The organism is Corallincola platygyrae (assembly GCF_039544265.1).
In the GTDB taxonomy this organism is placed as follows: Bacteria; Pseudomonadota; Gammaproteobacteria; order Enterobacterales; family Neiellaceae; genus Corallincola; species Corallincola platygyrae.
Window position 1 is genome coordinate 52,839 of sequence record NZ_BAABLI010000007.1, and the last position, 17,433, is coordinate 70,271.

At 49.0% G+C, this 17,433-nt stretch carries 14 protein-coding genes; 4 read left to right on the forward strand and 10 right to left on the reverse strand.

The window, feature by feature from the left end; genetic code table 11:
• Positions 1–38: 38 nt before the first annotated feature.
• The 3 genes from ABEA14_RS04660 to ABEA14_RS04670 are packed head-to-tail and all read right to left on the reverse strand — an operon-like array spanning position 39 to position 4,979.
• Positions 39–1,334: an HlyD family type I secretion periplasmic adaptor subunit gene (locus tag ABEA14_RS04660; protein WP_345338706.1), complete on the reverse strand. Its 1,296-nt coding sequence runs from the start codon at positions 1,332–1,334 to the stop codon at positions 39–41.
• Entirely contained in the window at positions 1,327–3,375 is a 2,049-nt protein-coding gene (locus tag ABEA14_RS04665; protein WP_345338707.1) for an ATP-binding cassette domain-containing protein, read from the reverse strand. The genes ABEA14_RS04660 and ABEA14_RS04665 overlap by 8 nt, the downstream gene beginning before the upstream one ends.
• Positions 3,372–4,979: an ABC transporter transmembrane domain-containing protein gene (locus ABEA14_RS04670; protein ID WP_345338708.1), complete on the reverse strand. Its 1,608-nt coding sequence runs from the start codon at positions 4,977–4,979 to the stop codon at positions 3,372–3,374. The genes ABEA14_RS04665 and ABEA14_RS04670 overlap by 4 nt, the downstream gene beginning before the upstream one ends.
• A gap of 606 nt (positions 4,980–5,585) precedes the next feature.
• Here ABEA14_RS04670 and ABEA14_RS04675 point away from each other — a divergent pair.
• The 3 genes from ABEA14_RS04675 to ABEA14_RS04685 are packed head-to-tail and all read left to right on the forward strand — an operon-like array spanning position 5,586 to position 8,515.
• Positions 5,586–6,170 (forward strand): peroxiredoxin family protein, encoded by a 585-nt coding sequence (locus tag ABEA14_RS04675; RefSeq protein WP_345338709.1) that lies wholly within the window; start codon positions 5,586–5,588, stop codon positions 6,168–6,170.
• On the forward strand, positions 6,164–6,820 hold the full coding sequence (locus ABEA14_RS04680; RefSeq protein ID WP_345338710.1) for a gluconate 2-dehydrogenase subunit 3 family protein: 657 nt from the start codon (positions 6,164–6,166) through the stop codon (positions 6,818–6,820). Before ABEA14_RS04675 ends, ABEA14_RS04680 begins: the two co-directional genes overlap by 7 nt.
• Before the next feature lie 9 nt (positions 6,821–6,829).
• Positions 6,830–8,515, forward strand: a complete 1,686-nt coding sequence (locus ABEA14_RS04685) for a GMC family oxidoreductase (RefSeq protein ID WP_345338711.1) — start codon at positions 6,830–6,832, stop codon at positions 8,513–8,515.
• A 124-nt stretch (positions 8,516–8,639) separates the two neighbouring features.
• On the opposite strand, the gene ABEA14_RS04690 is transcribed toward ABEA14_RS04685, so the two are convergent.
• From ABEA14_RS04690 to nifE, 7 genes are all read right to left on the reverse strand, one after another.
• Positions 8,640–9,080: a hypothetical protein gene (locus ABEA14_RS04690; protein WP_345338712.1), complete on the reverse strand. Its 441-nt coding sequence runs from the start codon at positions 9,078–9,080 to the stop codon at positions 8,640–8,642.
• Between the two features lie 149 nt (positions 9,081–9,229).
• Positions 9,230–11,962 (reverse strand): cation-transporting P-type ATPase, encoded by a 2,733-nt coding sequence (locus ABEA14_RS04695; RefSeq protein ID WP_345338713.1) that lies wholly within the window; start codon positions 11,960–11,962, stop codon positions 9,230–9,232.
• A 198-nt stretch (positions 11,963–12,160) separates the two neighbouring features.
• The gene (locus ABEA14_RS04700) at positions 12,161–12,694 is read right to left on the reverse strand and encodes a SoxR reducing system RseC family protein (RefSeq protein WP_345338714.1); all 534 of its coding nucleotides are present in this window, start codon (positions 12,692–12,694) and stop codon (positions 12,161–12,163) included.
• A gap of 41 nt (positions 12,695–12,735) precedes the next feature.
• Positions 12,736–13,041, reverse strand: coding sequence for a ferredoxin III, nif-specific (fdxB, locus tag ABEA14_RS04705; protein ID WP_345338716.1), 306 nt, complete (start codon positions 13,039–13,041; stop codon positions 12,736–12,738).
• A 109-nt stretch (positions 13,042–13,150) separates the two neighbouring features.
• Entirely contained in the window at positions 13,151–13,633 is a 483-nt protein-coding gene (locus tag ABEA14_RS04710) for a NifB/NifX family molybdenum-iron cluster-binding protein (RefSeq protein WP_345338718.1), read from the reverse strand.
• Positions 13,634–13,645: 12 nt separating this feature from the next.
• Positions 13,646–15,031, reverse strand: a complete 1,386-nt coding sequence (gene nifN, locus ABEA14_RS04715; protein WP_345338719.1) for a nitrogenase iron-molybdenum cofactor biosynthesis protein NifN — start codon at positions 15,029–15,031, stop codon at positions 13,646–13,648.
• The gene (gene nifE, locus ABEA14_RS04720; RefSeq protein WP_345338720.1) at positions 15,024–16,469 is read right to left on the reverse strand and encodes a nitrogenase iron-molybdenum cofactor biosynthesis protein NifE; all 1,446 of its coding nucleotides are present in this window, start codon (positions 16,467–16,469) and stop codon (positions 15,024–15,026) included. Before nifE ends, nifN begins: the two co-directional genes overlap by 8 nt.
• A 348-nt stretch (positions 16,470–16,817) precedes the next feature.
• Between nifE and ABEA14_RS04725 the strand changes: the two genes are divergently transcribed.
• Positions 16,818–17,420: a DUF6795 domain-containing protein gene (locus ABEA14_RS04725; RefSeq protein WP_345338721.1), complete on the forward strand. Its 603-nt coding sequence runs from the start codon at positions 16,818–16,820 to the stop codon at positions 17,418–17,420.
• The last annotated feature ends 13 nt before the right edge of the window (positions 17,421–17,433 follow it).

Here is a 17,433-nt window from a genome sequence, read left to right on the forward strand (position 1 = left end):
TGCTGCCCGTTCTCTTAATTCAATAATCCATTTGGTCGTTAACGCTCTCCGAAAGCAACACTGACATTAGTATAAATAGGCTTCCAAAGGTATTGGAAAACAGATTTTTCTCCTGTGGTTATATCCGCTTCTCCAGTCATACCTGGGAGAATGGAAAATCGCTCCGGATCATCATGAAAAAATGGTTTATCAACCGATACCACCACTTCATAAAAGATCTCACCACGTTCATCTTGGCTAGTCGTTGGTGAAATGTTCTCTACCTTTCCTTGTAATGCTCCAAAGCGGCTGTAATCGAACGCATCTACCTTAATTCTTGCGGACTGTCCTTCACGCACAAAACCAATATCTCTTGGAGACAATCTGGCTTTGAAGTTTGCTTTTCCAGTGAGCGGCACAATTTCTACTACTGTTCCTCCTGGTTGAATGACCCCGCCAACTTGAGTACTCGGCACGCTTTGAACTAGGCCTTTTAACGGAGAGACAACCACAGTATTAGAGACTTTAGCTTCGCTAGAACGCACTCGCGCGTTTAGTGCCGACAAATCGGATACGGCTTTGGAACGTTCGTCACTCACCTTAACCCGAGCCTCTGCCAGAAGCTGCTCTATCTTCTGCTCATTCGTTGCAGCTTGCTTCTCTAGAACTGCCCGCTTACCAGAAGCTTCTGCTATTTGCTGTTCAATACTCGCCAGCTTTTGCCGCATCTCTAACACTCTGACCTTTGAAATGCTCCCTGACTCTAACCCTTTTTCCAAAATGGTTAACTCTTGCCTTGTTGCAGACACCTGCTTCTCGTAGGAAGGCAAGGCTCTGTTCACGGAGCGCAACTGCTCGGCAATTTGTTCACTGTCTTTCTCAAGAACCACACGTTGTTGATAAAACAATGCCTTCTGCGCACTCAGCTGCGCTTGCTGTTCACTGACCAACTCAGGGTATTCAACAGCATATAGTGAAAAGTCTGGTTCTCGTTGGTCAAGCAATGCGTTCATTCTTTCAATGGCAAGTGCAAGAGTCACTTGTTGAGATTTCAACTCATCGAGAGTTGTAGTTTGAAAAGTGGCATCAAACTCGACCAAGGCTTGGCCTTCTTCCACTAATTCTCCTTCTTCAACAAGTACTCGTTTTAACTTCCCACCGATCTCACTCTGTAAGACTTGTCTTTCCCCTTCTGGAATTACAGCACCCTTTGCTTTGGCTATTTCATCTACCTTAGTCACCAAAGACCAAACTACAAAAACAACGACACAAAGCGCAACAGCCCATGTAGCAACGGCCAAGGATTTAGCGGTTGCCTTTGATTCAACTAGCTCACCATATTGTTGCTTAGCCATTCGATACCTCTTCATCAACCACATTTTGACTAACGTTATTTACAGCAGCTGAATCAGACTTTAAAGGCCCTGCATAAGCTACAGCGCCGTCATTCAACACGACGACCTTATCAGCCAGTTTGATCAGTTCTGGATCATGTGAAGAAAAAACAATCGTCGCTTTGCCGCGTTTACCATTGATGAACTCCATAAACACTTGCTTAGCTTGTGGGTGGTAATCCGGAACAGGATTGTCCATCAACATGAGCTTATAGTCATAGACAATGGCCTTTGCGTCGATCAACACCTGAGCAACGGTTCCAGAAAGCATATCGAATAGGCTATCCGGGATAAGTGAACTAATGACTGTATCTAGGCCATCAGGTAAGGATTCAAACCACGAATGACCACCAACTATGTTCAGAGCCTGAATCAGTTGTTGATCAGTTATTTGGTTCCCATCTGACAGCCACTCCCGAACCGACAATGAAAGCAAATCGGGATAAGCTGCTCGTATGAAGCACCAATGCCGGAACAACAAGGGATCATATTGCGATAAATTCACGCCCTCGAGTTCAACTGAACCATTCTGAGCCATTTGCAAACCGGCCAGCACTTCTAATAGGGTCGACTTACCACTGCTCGATGGTCCCGCTATCGCCACAATTTCCCCTCGCCCTACACTAAAGCTCACTGCAGAGAGTGCCGGTTTAGACTGTTTGGGATAACGAAATGTCACTTGATCAACGTTCAAGCTTGGTGCGCCTTCTGGCAAGGGATGATGCTGGTAACTAAAATCGCGTTCAGAGGGCTGAGTTAATAAGCGATTAATCTGTAGCTTAGACTGACTAAAACTGGAGAACCTTGACGCGCTGTTGGCGAGCATTTGAGCGGGACCTGTCACGCGAGAGATCAGCATCATTGACGCAATCAACCCTCCAGGGGTAAGTACCTGTTCAAAAATTAAGTCGATCCCAAAGCCCATTACCGCAATGGTAGAGCAAAGGGTTATGGCATAATAAATAGAGGTAAATTTATGTTGGCGTACCGCCTGTTCGAAACCTATTTTCGCCGCCAGGAAGTTAGCTTTCTCAAATCTCTTTAGCCAATAGCCAGCAAAGCCTGAACTGCGCAGGAAGATGAGCTTCGCAGATAATTCATTGATTAGGTTTTGTCGGTTGGTGCCTGCAATCGTCGACTGCATAGCGCCTTTCTGCGTAACACTGATCGATCGTTTAGCAATGAGGGCATACAACAACAACGCAACAATAGGGACTAGTACTAACCAACCACCGAGGGCGCCAATTGCCACAATAAAAATCATAACAAATGGCAGATCAAATAGTGCTCCTCCTAGCGGTCCCGCAAGAACGCTTGCTACTCGCTCAGACAACAAGACTTGATTCTGTTGGTTAGCGGTTGTCGATTGTTGATTCTGAGCATAGGAGTTTTTCAACAGCTTCTTTACTAAAGCTTGGGATACTTCTCGACTCACTCGATTCGACAAACTCACCAACACTCGGCTACGTAGGGTCCTCAGTAACCCCATCATTACCAGTAACAGGCCTGCTCCGACCGCAATTCCCATCAGCTCATGTGCGGCATCACCACCGATGACATGGTCATAAATAGTCATTGTGATAAAAGGAACACTCAGCGCAAAGACATTTGTAAACAAGCTAATCAATAGTAATTTGGGGATTATAGACTTAAAGGCTTTAAGCCTTTCTCCCACCGAATCGATTGGGTGTTTCTCTAGTGGCAATCCTAGTATGACAACATTGAAGTCGACGTTCTTAGCGCTGTTCAGAGCAGAATAATCAGTTAATACATCTATGGTGTCATCACTATAAAAAATAAGAACGTGCTTTCCACCTTGCTCTCGTGACACATTAGACGTGACTTCATAAGGCAAGTGAATTCGGTCAAACAATGACAACAATTCATCGACGTTATGTATGCCGTTTTCTTCAATCCACTGCTTAGCAAATAGTTGGATGTTAGTACTGACTTCCAAACTCTTTAACAGAGCAGAGCTGGCTTGTTCATAGCTGTTGATCACGCCGCTTCTCCTTGCTTACTCTGTTCAATCACTACAGACTTGTCGGCTAAATTAATGAGCTCAGAATAATGGCTAACAAGGATAATAATGCGACCCTGCGCTTTTTCTTCTTGAAGCACCTTGACGAGTGAAGCCAACCCGTCAAGGTCTAAAGAGGCATCAGGCTTATCGAGAACTACAATATTGGCGGGAGTTGCCAGTTGAGTTGCCAAATTTAGAAGTTTTATATTACCCATGCTTAACGGACTTGAAGGGGTGTGTCCTACTTTTGTTTCAAGGCCTTCGCTTAACTGCGCTAGCTTGCTACTTAAGCCTAACTTTTCCGCATATTGTTGCGCTCTATCGGTTTTTTCCGGATCAAATCCACATAGGTTGTCAAGCAAGGTACCACTTACCAGCTGACCTTTTACACCCGCGTACGAGGTTAAGGCAGAGAGAACTGATAGGCTACGAGGGTTACCATTGATTTCCACCTGACCACTTTGGATTTCATCTATACCCGCCAGTATCCCGGCGAAAAAACTATCAACGTGCCTATCTTGGCTGGATAAATGAAGTATCTCTCCACGATTGACACTCAATGAGGTAATGTAGAGTCTGCCATACCTGTGGGCTTTAAGCTTAGTGATAACGAGAGTGTCAACTGTCTCGCCAGTGTCAGGTAGTTCGTGTTCAGTGGGGAGTATCTGTATTTGCTGAATAGAGTGGTTGGCTGTGTGTATGGTATTTAGTTTCACACGCATACCGATTAATGCGCTCAAGGGAGCGACAGCTCGTCCCGACAATATGGAGCATGCAGCTAGACCACCGGTCGTTAAGTCCCCATTCAAAACCCACAAAGCCCCTGTCACAACAATTACGACCGATGTCATCAGCGATGCAAGCTGAATGAACTCAAGTGCAAAGGCATTTTGCTGCTCTTCACTCGATTTGGATAGAAACCTGGCATCGTTTGAGCGCTTGAATTGACTGTATAATCGAGACTCAACGGCTTGTCGCTTAATGCCTTGCAGCGTTTGTCCCAACAAAAGCATAAAACTTTTTCGCTCTTGATCTTTCTGTGATGCGTGCTTTCCAAGGCGTCTAGATTTTAGTGAAACCAACCAAACAATAATGGTCGCCGTTGCCCACACCGCTATTGGGACAGCGACTAAACTGCCACCTATGTAGAACACCAAGGACAAAAACAATAACGCAAATGGCAAATCTATAAATCCAGCGACAATTCCACCCGAGTACCATTCACGTACTTTGGAGATTGAAGATAAGCCGTTATCAACTCCAGCCGCTCCGACTATTCTCAGCGCATCTGGCTTAGATGAAGTCACTCTTGTCACTAACTCATCAAACGTAGCCTTTTCGGTATTACTGGCTGCAGCAGAGAGTAACCAACTGCGGACGAAACGAATCAAGGCCTCTAGTAGTACCGCGATACATGCACCTGCGATTAACAACGTTGCAGTACCGTAGCTCTGATTCGGTAAAATCCGATCGTAAATCTGTAGAACCGTAAGAGGTACTGCGAGAGATAAGAGATTGATTAGGATAGAGGGAACGAATACCTTCCCAATGACGTCTTTGTCGACAGTGCGTGTTAGCCGCATACCTAGCCCCCATATGGCCTCGTAAGATAAGGCTGGTACAAGGTAAGCGATATTTCAAGTTAAGAGATTGAATTTACGAGTAAATTTTGTTCAAACTTTCTAATTGATCATTTAAATACCTTCGCACACTCGAAGACACCGCGGAAGTAGTGTGTATAGATCCAAGCTTTACGAGTGGATACACAATCATGAGACACTACACATATCAAACTTAAAGTGGATATCACTGTTAGTCCTTCTAAAGAAAAAGCTACTAGTTTCTTCATGGGGGTTATGCATCTGTCACGTAATGGGGCATGAATGAGTTAGGTTATAATGACCGCAAATGGCACATTACAGCTGCACGATTCCGCAGCTCCTCAATCTCACCTATGTCAGACCGAGTATGAGCCTCCACAACTAACTCGAGTTTGAATATGCAAATGGCAACAGTCAACCGACTACCAAACCTGATCTAAATCAACTCCGCTCTCGCTTTCAGTGATCCACCACAATCTCCCTGAATAGAATTTCTAACTGGCTCGGTCTGGCTTAGAAGTGGATTGTTCTAAGCTTGTGTTCTGTGCTGTGTTCGTCACTCCAAGAGCACAACAAGAAGGAGTTGTTTTGAGACTGTTTTCCCTCTATGCCCTGTGTTTGCTGGCGTTGCTCTACTTTTGCTGCCCCATGGCTAAAACCCGCGCCGAAGGCGGTGATGCTTCAAAGCCAGATGAAGTAACGCAACCCCAAGCGGGTTTTAGCGGTGAAGAGGGCGAATTCGCAGCAGACTTTAGCCTACAACGGCTGGACGGCTCGACATTTCAGCTCAGTGATTATCGGGGTAAAAAAGCGGTTTATCTGGTGTTCTGGAATACCTGGTGCGGCCACTGTATTAAAAAAGTACCAGCACTTAAGGCGCGTTATGGTGCGCTAAAAGACCAGATCGAGTTTCTGGCGATCAACACCAGCTGGAGTGATTCCCCTGCCCTTATCAACGACTTTATCGCCGAGTATCAGACCAATTACCCGATGGCGTTGGATGATGGCGCCAGGATCACCAAGCAGTACAAAGTGTGGGGCTCTCCCACTGAGTTTATTATCGATATTAATGGCGTAATCCAATTGCGCGATGGCATTCCTGAAGACTGGCAGCCTCACATTGCTCAGTGGAACCATTACCAAACGGAGTGTCGTCAGGAGGAGCTGTGTTGAAGACTGAAGCGTTAAAGGCAGGAGCACAGCCTGAACAAAAACCAGAAAAAAACTCCAAAGCGGTTTTTCAGCTGGGTGTTAGTCGCCGCGAGTTTTTGCGAAGCACCACCGCAGTTGGCTTGCTTGCTGGTTTGCTCGCCACTAAACCTGCTTTGGCAGCGGTAGATGGAAAAGCCCCCGATCCGTTCGCCAAGCGCGATGCGGAACCGGCATTCAAACCTGATGAAAAAGCGGTGCTGAGTGCAGTACAGATGCAACTGTTCCCAGATGATGGTGACGGACCCAGTGCAAAAGATCTGCATGCCCTCGATTATCTGATCTGGGCAGTCGATGATCCCCCCAATCTTGAAGAGGGTGATAAGGCGTTTATCCGGCGCGGCATAGGCTGGCTTCAGGACCTCTCAAACAGCAAACATGGCAAAGGGTTTGTCGGCTTATCGACAACACAACAATCAGAGCTGATGAAACAGATCAGCCAAAGTCAGGCGGGTGAAAACTGGTTGTCGCTGTTGCTCTATTACCTGATGGAAGCATTGACGCTGGACCCGGTTTACGGTGGCAACCCCGATGGCATCGGTTGGCAATGGTTGAAGCATCAACCCGGCTACCCTCGCCCCACTAAAGACACTACTTATCATCAGTACGTATAAAGGCCAATAATGAAAAAACCAGATCATGAGTTTGATATCTGCATTGTTGGCAGTGGCGCTGGCGCCGGCCCAGTCGCCCATACCCTGGCCGAAGCTGGATACTCAGTCGGTATGCTGGAGAAAGGCGGTTGGTACAAAGAGAGCGACTTTTTTAAAGATGAACAATTGGGTCGAAACCGCGCCTTCCGTTCCAAGTTAAAAGATGAGCGCCATGTGCTGGAAGAGCCTGACGATGATGGTAGCTGGTACAGCGATACCACGTCGCAATTTTGGGGGGGCAATATTGTTGGTGGTGCCAGCAACTTTATGAGCGGCTATTTTCATCGGCTAAAACCGATCGATTTCCGCCTGAAGTCGGAGTTTGGCCAGATTAAAGGGGCTAACACGACTGACTGGCCAATCAGCTATGAAGATCTTGAGCCCTACTACACCAAAGTAGAGCAGCTGGTAGGTGTTTCAGGAAAGGTGGTTCAGCATCCATTTTTGGAGCCGCGCTCAACGCCTGACTACCCATTCCCACCGACCGCAGAACACCCCATTGCGAACAGATTTGATACCACCTGTAAACAACTGGGCTTTCATCCATTGCCCATGGCTCGGGGGATTTTATCTGCCCCCTTTAATGGCCGAAACAGCTGCGAATACTCAGGCTACTGCGGCAGTTACGGCTGTCACTCGGGCGCTAAAGCCAGCTCAAGAGCGGCGCTATTAGATCAGGTCGTCGCCAAAGGCCACTGTCAGATCATCCCCAACGCCAAGGTGTATCGCCTGAACAGCAATGAAAGCGGACAAGTTACATCAGCAGATTACTTTGACCGTGACGGCGCGTCGGTTCGGGTCCAAGCAAAAATATTTGTCGTGGCTTGTTATGCCATTGAAAGTGCGCGCTTGCTGTTGAGTTCGCCGGGCGCAAAACACCCGAAAGGCTTAGGTAATAACTATGGCCAGGTGGGTAAAAACCTGCACTGCTGCGCGGGTGGCACTGGTCATGGCGTATTTGATTATGACAAGTTCTCGGAGGTTGAAGCCGCCCAGTTTCATGTACGTGGTCCGTTCTTTAATCGAGCACTGCAGGACTGGTATGTGATTAACGATCCCAAAGTGTTCAACTCGCCAGTGAAAGGCGGCACCCTGGATTTTGTTTTTGATCCGCCGTCTCCCACTGCTGAAGCCAACAGCCTGAAATGGCAGGATGGCCAATTGATATGGGGAACCAAGCTAAAGCAGCGGCTTAAGTCCCACTTCACCCGACAGAAAGATTTTAAGTTTGAAGTATTCTGCGACTGGCTGACCAACGACGAATGTTATGTATCACTGGATCCCCACGAGAAAGACAAATGGGGTAGCCCGGTTGCCAAGGTGCGTGCAGGCTATCATCCCCATGACCTAAAAGTGGCGCAGTATCTGGTTGATAAGGGCGTCGAAGTGATGAAAGCCATGGGTGCCCAGCGCGCCTGGGGTAATGCATTTACCTCCCCTACCTCTAACCTGGTGGCTGGCGGCTGCCGGTTTGGCAATGATCCAAAAACTTCAGTACTGGATGCTGATTGCCGGGTGCATGGTGCCGATAACTTGTTTGTCAGTGACGGAAGTTTTATGCCGAACGGTGGCAGTGTGACACCGACATTTACCATTTACGCCAACGCGTTCCGTGTAGCAGATAAGATTAAGGCGCAGTTAGGAAGCAAGCGTTAGTAGTAGTCTCTAGAGGTAGTATGTAAACGAGGGGAGTTAATGAAACAGTATTCGTTTTAAAGGCGACAGGTGGCAAATAACACCACCTGTTCGCACTTCAGCGGTCTAGCTTTTATCGTTAACATTAACGATTGAAAAAGCGACCACGAGGCAAGGTTTCACCTGCTTTCAACTGCTGTTGCCACTGTCTGAACGCGGCATCGCCTTTAGTTTTCTTACTTGCTTTAGTACTGGCCTTATTAGCCGCTTTTGCAGCTACTTTAGCCTTTGGCTTTGCTGCCGCTTTCGGCGTACTTTCTGCACTAGGCTCTGCAGGAGTTGCTTCTGCAGGTACTGGCTTGGCAGCGCCTTTGTTGGCCGCTCGCTGTTTAAAATCAGCGACCCAGTTTTCCAGTGTCCATTCTGACAAGGTCGCCACACCGGTTTGCGCATCGTCGAATGATTCTGCAGCGCTACCTGTCCAGGCGTAACCCTTACCGACTTTTACCAGATCAAATTCAGCTTCACCAAGCCCAGTTTCAGAGGCAACTGCCTCAAGAATCGCTTTTCGCGTGATACGTGGCATAACCCTTGTGTTTCCTTTTATCCGTAATCGCTAAAATTCATAGGGTTGCGGATTATATAGGCAGCTAATTCCCCCTTTCAAGCAAGGGTAATCGAGAGAGTAAACCGATACTGCCGTTCACTCCCGGTCATACCCTCTAATAAGCCTGTTTAACTATGGCGAACCTCAAGCGGCCTTTGCCTTTTTTCCTGACGCAACCGAAGGAACTTCTCAGCACCAATAATCACGTAAATGGCAAAACCAACCAAAACAATATGGAACCAATCGCTCAGGCTGATTGGTGCGGTCTCAAACAGTCGGTTCATCAGCGGGTTGTGCGTAAACAGATATTGGGCGAATGCCATCGCACCTATGCCTACCCATATCCACATATTGCTGAACAAACCCAAGTGGAACATGTTGTAACGCAACGAACGGCAGTTCAGCAGATAGAACGACTGCCCCACTGCAAACACATTCACGGCAATGGTACGTGCCTGTTCGATGCTTGCGCCCTGATAAAGTGCCCACTCAAACAGTCCGAAACTGCCAATGAGAAGCAACACCCCAACCAATGCAATACGCACCAAAATCTCACTACTGAGAATGGACGTTCCGGGTGTTCGCGGTTCTCGCGCCATAATTCCCGGTTCATGGGGCTCGAACGCCAGTGTCAGCCCAAGCAAAACCGCCGTCGTCATATTGATCCACAGTGCCTGGACAGGCAATACAGGTAAGGGTTCTGCAAGCAATACGGCAACCATGATCACCAGCCCCTGGCCAGCGTTGGTTGGCAGGATCCAAGTGATAAACTTAAGTAGGTTGTCGAACACGCCGCGTCCTTCCTCAACAGCGGCTTTAATGCTGGCAAAGTTGTCATCGGTCAGCACCATGTCAGAAGCCTCTTTTGAGACTTCGGTTCCGGTCTGGCCCATGGCAACACCAATGTCTGCGCGCCTAAGTGCCGGCGCGTCATTCACACCATCGCCCGTCATCGCCGTTACTTGCCCGCTGGCTTGCAGCGCTTCAACTAATCTCAGTTTTTGCTCTGGCGAAACTCTGGCAAACACAGCAGTATCGAGGCTAGCCTGGATCAACTGCTCATCAGACAGGTGAGTCAATTGTTGGCCGGTGAGTGTATTTGGGATCTGCCCTTGCTCAAGACGCTCATCCAGTCCTATCTGTCCAGCGATAGCCCCCGCCGTGATAGCATGATCACCGGTGATCATCTTGATACGCATGCCCGCTTTTTGACAAGCTCGCACAGCTTGGACCGCTTCGTCCCTGGGTGGATCGATCATGCCCTGCAAGCCAATAAACTCGAGTCCTTCTTTAACGTCAGCGTGGTCGATGCCTTCAGTTGTCTGAGCCATTGTTTTGCGAGCAAATGCCAATACGCGTAACCCTTGACTCGCCAAGGTCTCAACTTGCTTGTTGATCAGGTCTGCATCCAATGCTTGCTGCTGTTCTGAGTCAGACAGCATGGTGCTGCAGCTAGCCAGCACCCGCTCAACCGAGCCTTTCATATAAACAATGGCCTCGTTTCCGCGATGCAGCGTCGCCATGTATTGGTATTCAGACTCGAAAGGAATGGTGTCGATGCGTGGCAAACTATCGGCCTCTGATTGACGTTGTAGGCTCGCTTTACCTGCGAAAACCAGCAGTGCACCTTCGGTAGGGTCGCCCTCTACTTTCCATCCATGTTCGACTTGTTTAAGCACTGAGTCGTTACACAGTAAGCCTGCACGGGCCAGTTCAGTGAGTTGCGGCTCCTCCTGCAGTTGAATAGGTTTATCACCCAAGCTTACTTCGCCGTCTGGTGAATACCCTGTACCCGTAACTTGCATCTGTTTGCCGGCGGTCCAAACCTGACACACCGTCATTTCATTGCGAGTGAGGGTACCGGTTTTGTCTGAGCAGATGACAGTCGTGCTACCCAAGGTCTCTACTGCGGGTAACCGGCGAATAATCGCGTTGCGCTTGGCCATTCGAGCAACACCGATAGCCAGAGTGATGGTTACCACCGCTGGCAAGCCTTCTGGGATCATTGCCACGGCCAGCGCTACTGCAGCCATAAACATGTCAACCATTGAGCCGCCATGCCAGATACCCACAGCAAAGGTGATCGCAGCAAGGACTAAGATGGCATACAGCAGGATTTGACTGAATCTGGCGATATTACGCGTCAGTGGTGTATCAAGAATTTCAGCACTGGCAATGAGTTCGGAGATTTTACCAATCTCGGTGTTATCCCCTGTCTCGACAACCACACCCACCGCCGTACCATAGGTGACCAATGTTGATGAATAGGCCATATTGACGCGATCTCCGAGAGTCGCCTCTTGTTCCACCACATCAATTCGCTTCTCAACGGGTACGGATTCTCCGGTCAACGCTGATTCGTCTACCTGAAGGTTCCTAACCTGCACAAGCCGGAGGTCAGCGGGCACCTTATCACCCGACGCAAGCAACACGATGTCACCAGGAACCAACTCGGTTGCATCAATCCGCTGTTTCTCACCATTGCGAAACACCAGTGTCTCACTCGTCAATGATTTGGAGAGCGCATCCAATGCACTTAGCGCCTTACTTTCTTGGAGGAATCCGATGACGGCATTAATGACAACGACACCAAAAATAACACTGGAGTCGACGATGCCGCCGAGTATCAATTTAACGATGGCTGCTGCCAGCAGGATATAAACGAGGGGCTGATGAAACTGGAGAAGAAACCGCACCAACGGCCCCTGCCCCTTGCGTTGGGTAATACGGTTCAGGCCAAATTTTTCTTTACGTAATGATACTTCTTCGGAGGCTAGCCCTTGTTCAATAGAGCTGTTCAGCAGGTCTTTTACTTGTTGCTGAGGCAGGTTATGCCAACACTTGTTGAGTGAGTCTTCCATGCTAGTTCCCTTAGGCTGCCATGAGCCAGTTTGAAAACTGTGAAGGAGTTGCAACGCGTTAATTTTTATTACGAAATTTTCTTCTTTCCAGTTCACCACTGTTCGATAGAAATAGAAAAAAAGTTACCGAACATGAAAAATCTGTTCACTGAATGAGAGCTTGGATTTGAATCTTGGTTCCGCAAAACAGGGAAGATTCTATTCAGACTGAATCTTGCGCTTCACTATCACATTAGGTGTCTGCACATTGGCCAACCATCTGCGAGATAGATAACCACCGATAGCACCGCCAGCCAGCGCCATCACAATGGTTGAAGTAGAGTTTAAGGATGAGGTTGCGGTTGAGATTGAGGATGAGAGTGGTTGCAGTGCGAGACCATATTCGCCCAATAGCGCACCCGAAACCGCACCGAATAACGGTGGTATAAACAGGGTGGCTATCACCTTGAGCAAGGCACTTTCGTTGCATTGCAGCGATATCTCATCACCTGGTTTAACGTCGCCTGCTTTTACATCGAATTGTGGCTGATGTGAGCCCGTTGATAATGCAAGTTGTGACAGAGGGATCTGCCACTGGTGACGTTTGTCTGTTTCTGACGCCAACGCGCCCGCGGCGCAACTTTGTTTCTGTTCACAATGGGCACAGCCGCCCTGCCGATAGCCTTCAACTTTGAGGCTATCTGGCAGCACATCAATCACTTTAACCCGTTGTTCATTCAAGGGGGTGGTCATAGGCGGCTTACTCTATAGCAAGTTACTCTGTTGCAACTGAATCAGGCCAACGCACTTGCCGGAGTATGGGTATGACAGTCTTTCGGACAAACTGCAGCGCATGCACTGCAACCGATGCAGTCGTCGGCATTGCTGACTGTCATCACCATCATGACGTCATCTTCGTAATCATCATACATATCGTCGTCTTCATCGACTTCGCGCTCGACCAGGTCAAACACGTCACGAGGACAGACCTTGTAGCAACGACCACAGCCAATGCACTTGGCACCATCTACATCAGATACAAACGATGGCTCCCACGGCGTGCCACCTCGGGTTAACCCCATATATTTATTGTCACTCATCTTTCTGTACTCTCATTTATCAAAAATCATTAACGGATATCGAGTGTTCATATATCGGTTGTGAGTTGTTGCTGTATTCGTGCCGTCCGCCTCACGAACGACCAGCGTGCTACCACTCCTCGTCCAACATATTGACCAGTCGTGCCAACTCATCCGCTTTGTCGCTGCGCTTTTTCGCCAGTGTTTTTGCCAGCCAGGAGTCAGGAACTTCGTTCAGCTCCGTTCTTGCGGCATCAAGTAGCCCATGAATATCACTGCCCTCTTCGACTTTGACCGGCTGTACACCCATGTTTAGCAATTGCCTGATCGCCGGCGGACCACAGGCGATGAAATGCACCGCGGCGCAGCCTTCCAACGCTTTGAACTTTGGCTGTAACTTGCCGTCGTCATGCCCACCGGCTGTGGGTTTAAACTCCACCACTTCAACCAGGTGATGCAGGTCTTCATCCAGCGCATAGATAAGGAAACTGCGAGCGGAGCCAAAATGTTGATCCACATGCTCGCGGTCGCCGGTGGCAAAAGCGATCTTTACCTGTCCCGCCTTATCACTCTCATCATCGATCACATGCAATACTCGTTCAGTTTGGCTCATGGCACGGCTCCTTTATTCGCGCGCTTCAGGTCTTACCGGCGTCACATCTTCAGGCCCAAAGCGATAACGACTGACGTGACTGGGCACTTCATCAACATGGTTTTCCAACAGCAGGTTGGCCACCGCATACAGTCTGCTGCGTGCACCTTCGTAACCTATCTGTGGCGCATCAGAACTTCCCAGTCGGTCATGGCAGGGGTATCCCGCTCTCAATACTGGCAGCTTGTGTTTGTACATGTTGGCGGTGTGGGTGTTGCCGATAACCAAATCGACAGCGTTCTCAACTGGCTCTAGATCGGATAGATCACCAATAACGACTTCGTCCGCAGCCAATTCCAACAACACTGAAGTATCTAAGGTGGTAACCACTCGCGGAATACTACAGCCCTGCTCTTCTAACAGCGCGCAGTAACCAGCTGCTAAATCTGGCTCCATAGCCAACGCCACAGCAGTACTGCTTAGATGAAAGTGGCTATCGAGCATCGCATCCTGCAGTCTTTTTCTGGCTCGCGTGATCCAACTGGGCACGGCACAACCGCTCAGTGACGCCAACGTCATCACCAGGCTGTCTGTCGCACGAATGCCCATGGCACTGGAGAACTCGAAACTAGGAACGCCATAGGTCTGTTCCAGCCATTTTGCGGTGCCAAATAATGATTCGCCAAACACCAGCGTGGCTGCGCTTGCGGCCATCTCTTCGATTTCCATCACCGACGTGCCACCGGTACTGGTCGGAGAAAAATCGTCATCGGCCAGATGCCCATCTAACGACAAGGAGAGGTCTGGCAACATAATGGTGTTGAGCTCAAAGGCGTCCAGGTACTTATGCAGAAGCTCGACATCTGCTGGTGTCATGGCGACAGAACAAAGCACGTTGACCTGACGTTTGCGTTTAATGCCACCGGAAGGCGGTTGAACCAACTGCTTAACCATGGCATCAACGGCTGTCGCAAATCCTGATTGCATTGAGCCGGTAAAATCCGGTGTTGGCATGGTCACAATACGCGTTTGCGCAAACTCAGGATGGGCGATGCGAAATTCACGAACCACACGGGCAATGTCGCTGCCTTGCATTTCGGTCAAACCCGTAGTGATAACACTGATTAACTCCGCCCTGTGTTTGTTGCACAGCAGTGCCAGCGCTTCAGATAAGTTGTTATCCGCGCCCATCACAGCGGCGATCTGATCAACGGCGGTGTTCTGGACCGGCATGGGTTCGCGAAAGTGCTGGATCAGATACACCTTGGCAAAGGCGCTGCACCCCTGCGAGCCGTGCATCAGCGGAATACTGTTTCGCACCCCCATGGTGGCCAACGATGCACCGGTTGGCTGACTGGTTTTCAGGGGGCGCTCGGCCAGTGCTCGGCGAGTTCTGCGGACAGTGCTGGTATCAGTCATGCTCATACTCCTGTTCCGATGGTTTTTCGCATCGCGCACTACCTTCATGTGCGCCAACAAATGGCCCTTTTTGCCAGGGCGCATCACTACGGACGTATCGCCAAATTGGGCTCTCTATCGTGCGACACAGCTCTTTGGCGAATGTCAGCATGCCCTCGTAACCGGCGTAAGCATGCTCACGCTCCTGGTTGATATCGAGAAATGGCAGTCGGGCTTTGAGTGCGGTATACATGTTTCGACCACCAGCGATCATCAGATCAGCATTGGCTTCTCTGGCTACATTCAGCAGGTTGGTTGCGCCGCCTTCATCAAGCATCACGGCATCTTCTCCCATGATCTCGACAATGCGCGCTTTGTCCTCTTCGGTAGATTTCTTGGTCCCAGTAGCGACCACTTCAATCCCCAGTTCCTGTAACGCGGAGACAATTGACCACGACTTAACACCACCGGTGTAAAGCAGAGCTTTCTTCCCTGACAGGCGGGCTTTGTAGGGAGCCAACAACTCTCGAATCCGGCTCTCCTGGCGGTTAATCAACTTTTCAGTGCGGTCGAAAAGGTCTTCGTCATCAATTAACCTGGCAAATTCACGCAGCGCGTTGGATGTATCTTCCACGCCATAGAAGCTGCCCTCAAACCAAGGCACTCCCCACTTTTGTTCTAACGACCTGGCGACATTGACCTGAGCGCGAGAGCACACCACCATCGCGGCATCGGCGCGATGCATGGTTTGAATTTCATGGAAACGGGTATCACCCGCCATACAGCAGAGAATGCGATAACCAAGCTTTTCGAATAACGGGGATACATGCCAGAACTCGCCGGCGATGTTGTATTCACCGATAAATACGATGTCATGAACTGGCTTATCGTTGTGCACCTGCATTGGCTTTTGCGGTGGCTCGGCAGTGCCGACCACATGCTGCACCATCACTTCACCTGCGATGCGGTTACCAAAGTTTTTGCTGCCGTAAAAACCTGCGGCATCGACAGGCACAACAGGTCGACCCCAACGCTCCTGCGCCAGTCTGCAGATGGCGTCTACGTCATTCCCCTCAAGCGCGGGTACACAAGTGACATAAACAAATACCGCCGGTGGATCGTGTTTCTCGATCACCTCTCGGATGGCATGCAGCAGACGCTTTTCCGCGCGCCCCATGATCACATCCTGCTCATTCAGATCTGTGGCAAAACCAAGACGGAACAGATTACGACCGCTGGCACGGGTACCCCTGTTGTTCCAGCTGTTACCTGCACAGGCGATCGGCCCGTGAACAATATGGGCAACATCCGCGATGGGTAGTAACGAGATCTGGGCGCCGTCGAAGGTACAACCACCAGCAGTTGCGCCGGGAGTCGGCCGACTACAACCACTTTTGCCCGCATCGTTATGACTGCATGCGGGTTCATCTTGTAGCGCTGCTATCTCACTGCGTTTCATAGCACCTCCGCCGAATTGATATATGGTTTGTCAGGTGCTGCGGGTGTAGGACAAACACCTGTAGCAAAACACCTTTGTGGTAGGACGGTGCAATTTCAGTTCCACAGGTATCTACCTGTTATTAAAGGAATTTGATTTGTAGGGTTTACGACAATTGGATTGTTTGTGTGGTTTTTTGGTAAGTCATAAGATCGGCTATTGGTCACTACCTTTTAGCTTTTCTTGTTTTAGCTATACCGTTATTTCTTAAGTAAAATTATTACGTTACGGTGATTTAGTGTGAATTGACAACCGATTCACGGCGAGGTAGCTTTCGAAAACTGCTACAAATATCAGGATGATTTGCCCTTGCTATGGAAACGCAAAAGCTCTGCTCAAAACTTTACCATCCGCGCTGTTGTCGTGCTGCTTTTTGGCTTGGCCTTGTACTTTGGTCTGCAATCAGAAAAGGTGAATGACATGCTAAACCTTTTCAAACGATATGATGTAGAGCTCTTTAGTGAGGTTAGAGGTCAGGCGAAAGCAAATGGTAAGCCTTTGGCTGGCGTAGAAGTAACCAGAAGTGTTTCATACGAAGATTACAAAGACGGAAAAGAGCAACTCTCAAAAACAACCACAGACTCGAACGGCAACTTTTCATTTCCTCCACTTGTCATTAAATCTTCAGCCCCTGGCAATGTTTTTGGACAAAACATGAGCATCCTTCAGTCGGTAACGATTAAGCACGAAGATCGAGTGTATTTCTTATGGGCGGCAAGTAAACGATGGAAACCGTCACCCGCATTTTCGAGTTTGCTATCAAAATTGCAATGTGACCTAAGCGATCAAGAACTTACTTTTGTTGTAGACACCAGTGTTGAGGATTGGGGCGATTTCCAAACGGTCGAATCTTTATGCCGATGGGAAGACAACAAGCTAGTAAGAGTGTTTGAAGACAAAGACTATTTATGATTAACAATCCGTT

What these genes read in the sequence shown, in the direction of transcription:
- nifE (WP_345338720.1), bottom strand. Translation starts at nt 16,469, where the DNA reads ATGAAACGCAGTGAGATAGCAGCGCTACAAGATGAACCCGCATGCAGT.
- ABEA14_RS04710 (WP_345338718.1), bottom strand. Translation starts at nt 13,633, where the DNA reads ATGAGCCAAACTGAACGAGTATTGCATGTGATCGATGATGAGAGTGAT.
- nifN (WP_345338719.1), bottom strand. Translation starts at nt 15,031, where the DNA reads ATGACTGATACCAGCACTGTCCGCAGAACTCGCCGAGCACTGGCCGAG.
- ABEA14_RS04695 (WP_345338713.1), bottom strand. Translation starts at nt 11,962, where the DNA reads ATGGAAGACTCACTCAACAAGTGTTGGCATAACCTGCCTCAGCAACAA.
- ABEA14_RS04685 (WP_345338711.1), top strand. Translation starts at nt 6,830, where the DNA reads ATGAAAAAACCAGATCATGAGTTTGATATCTGCATTGTTGGCAGTGGC.
- ABEA14_RS04690 (WP_345338712.1), bottom strand. Translation starts at nt 9,080, where the DNA reads ATGCCACGTATCACGCGAAAAGCGATTCTTGAGGCAGTTGCCTCTGAA.
- fdxB (WP_345338716.1), bottom strand. Translation starts at nt 13,041, where the DNA reads ATGAGTGACAATAAATATATGGGGTTAACCCGAGGTGGCACGCCGTGG.
- ABEA14_RS04670 (WP_345338708.1), bottom strand. Translation starts at nt 4,979, where the DNA reads ATGCGGCTAACACGCACTGTCGACAAAGACGTCATTGGGAAGGTATTC.
- ABEA14_RS04660 (WP_345338706.1), bottom strand. Translation starts at nt 1,334, where the DNA reads ATGGCTAAGCAACAATATGGTGAGCTAGTTGAATCAAAGGCAACCGCT.
- ABEA14_RS04700 (WP_345338714.1), bottom strand. Translation starts at nt 12,694, where the DNA reads ATGACCACCCCCTTGAATGAACAACGGGTTAAAGTGATTGATGTGCTG.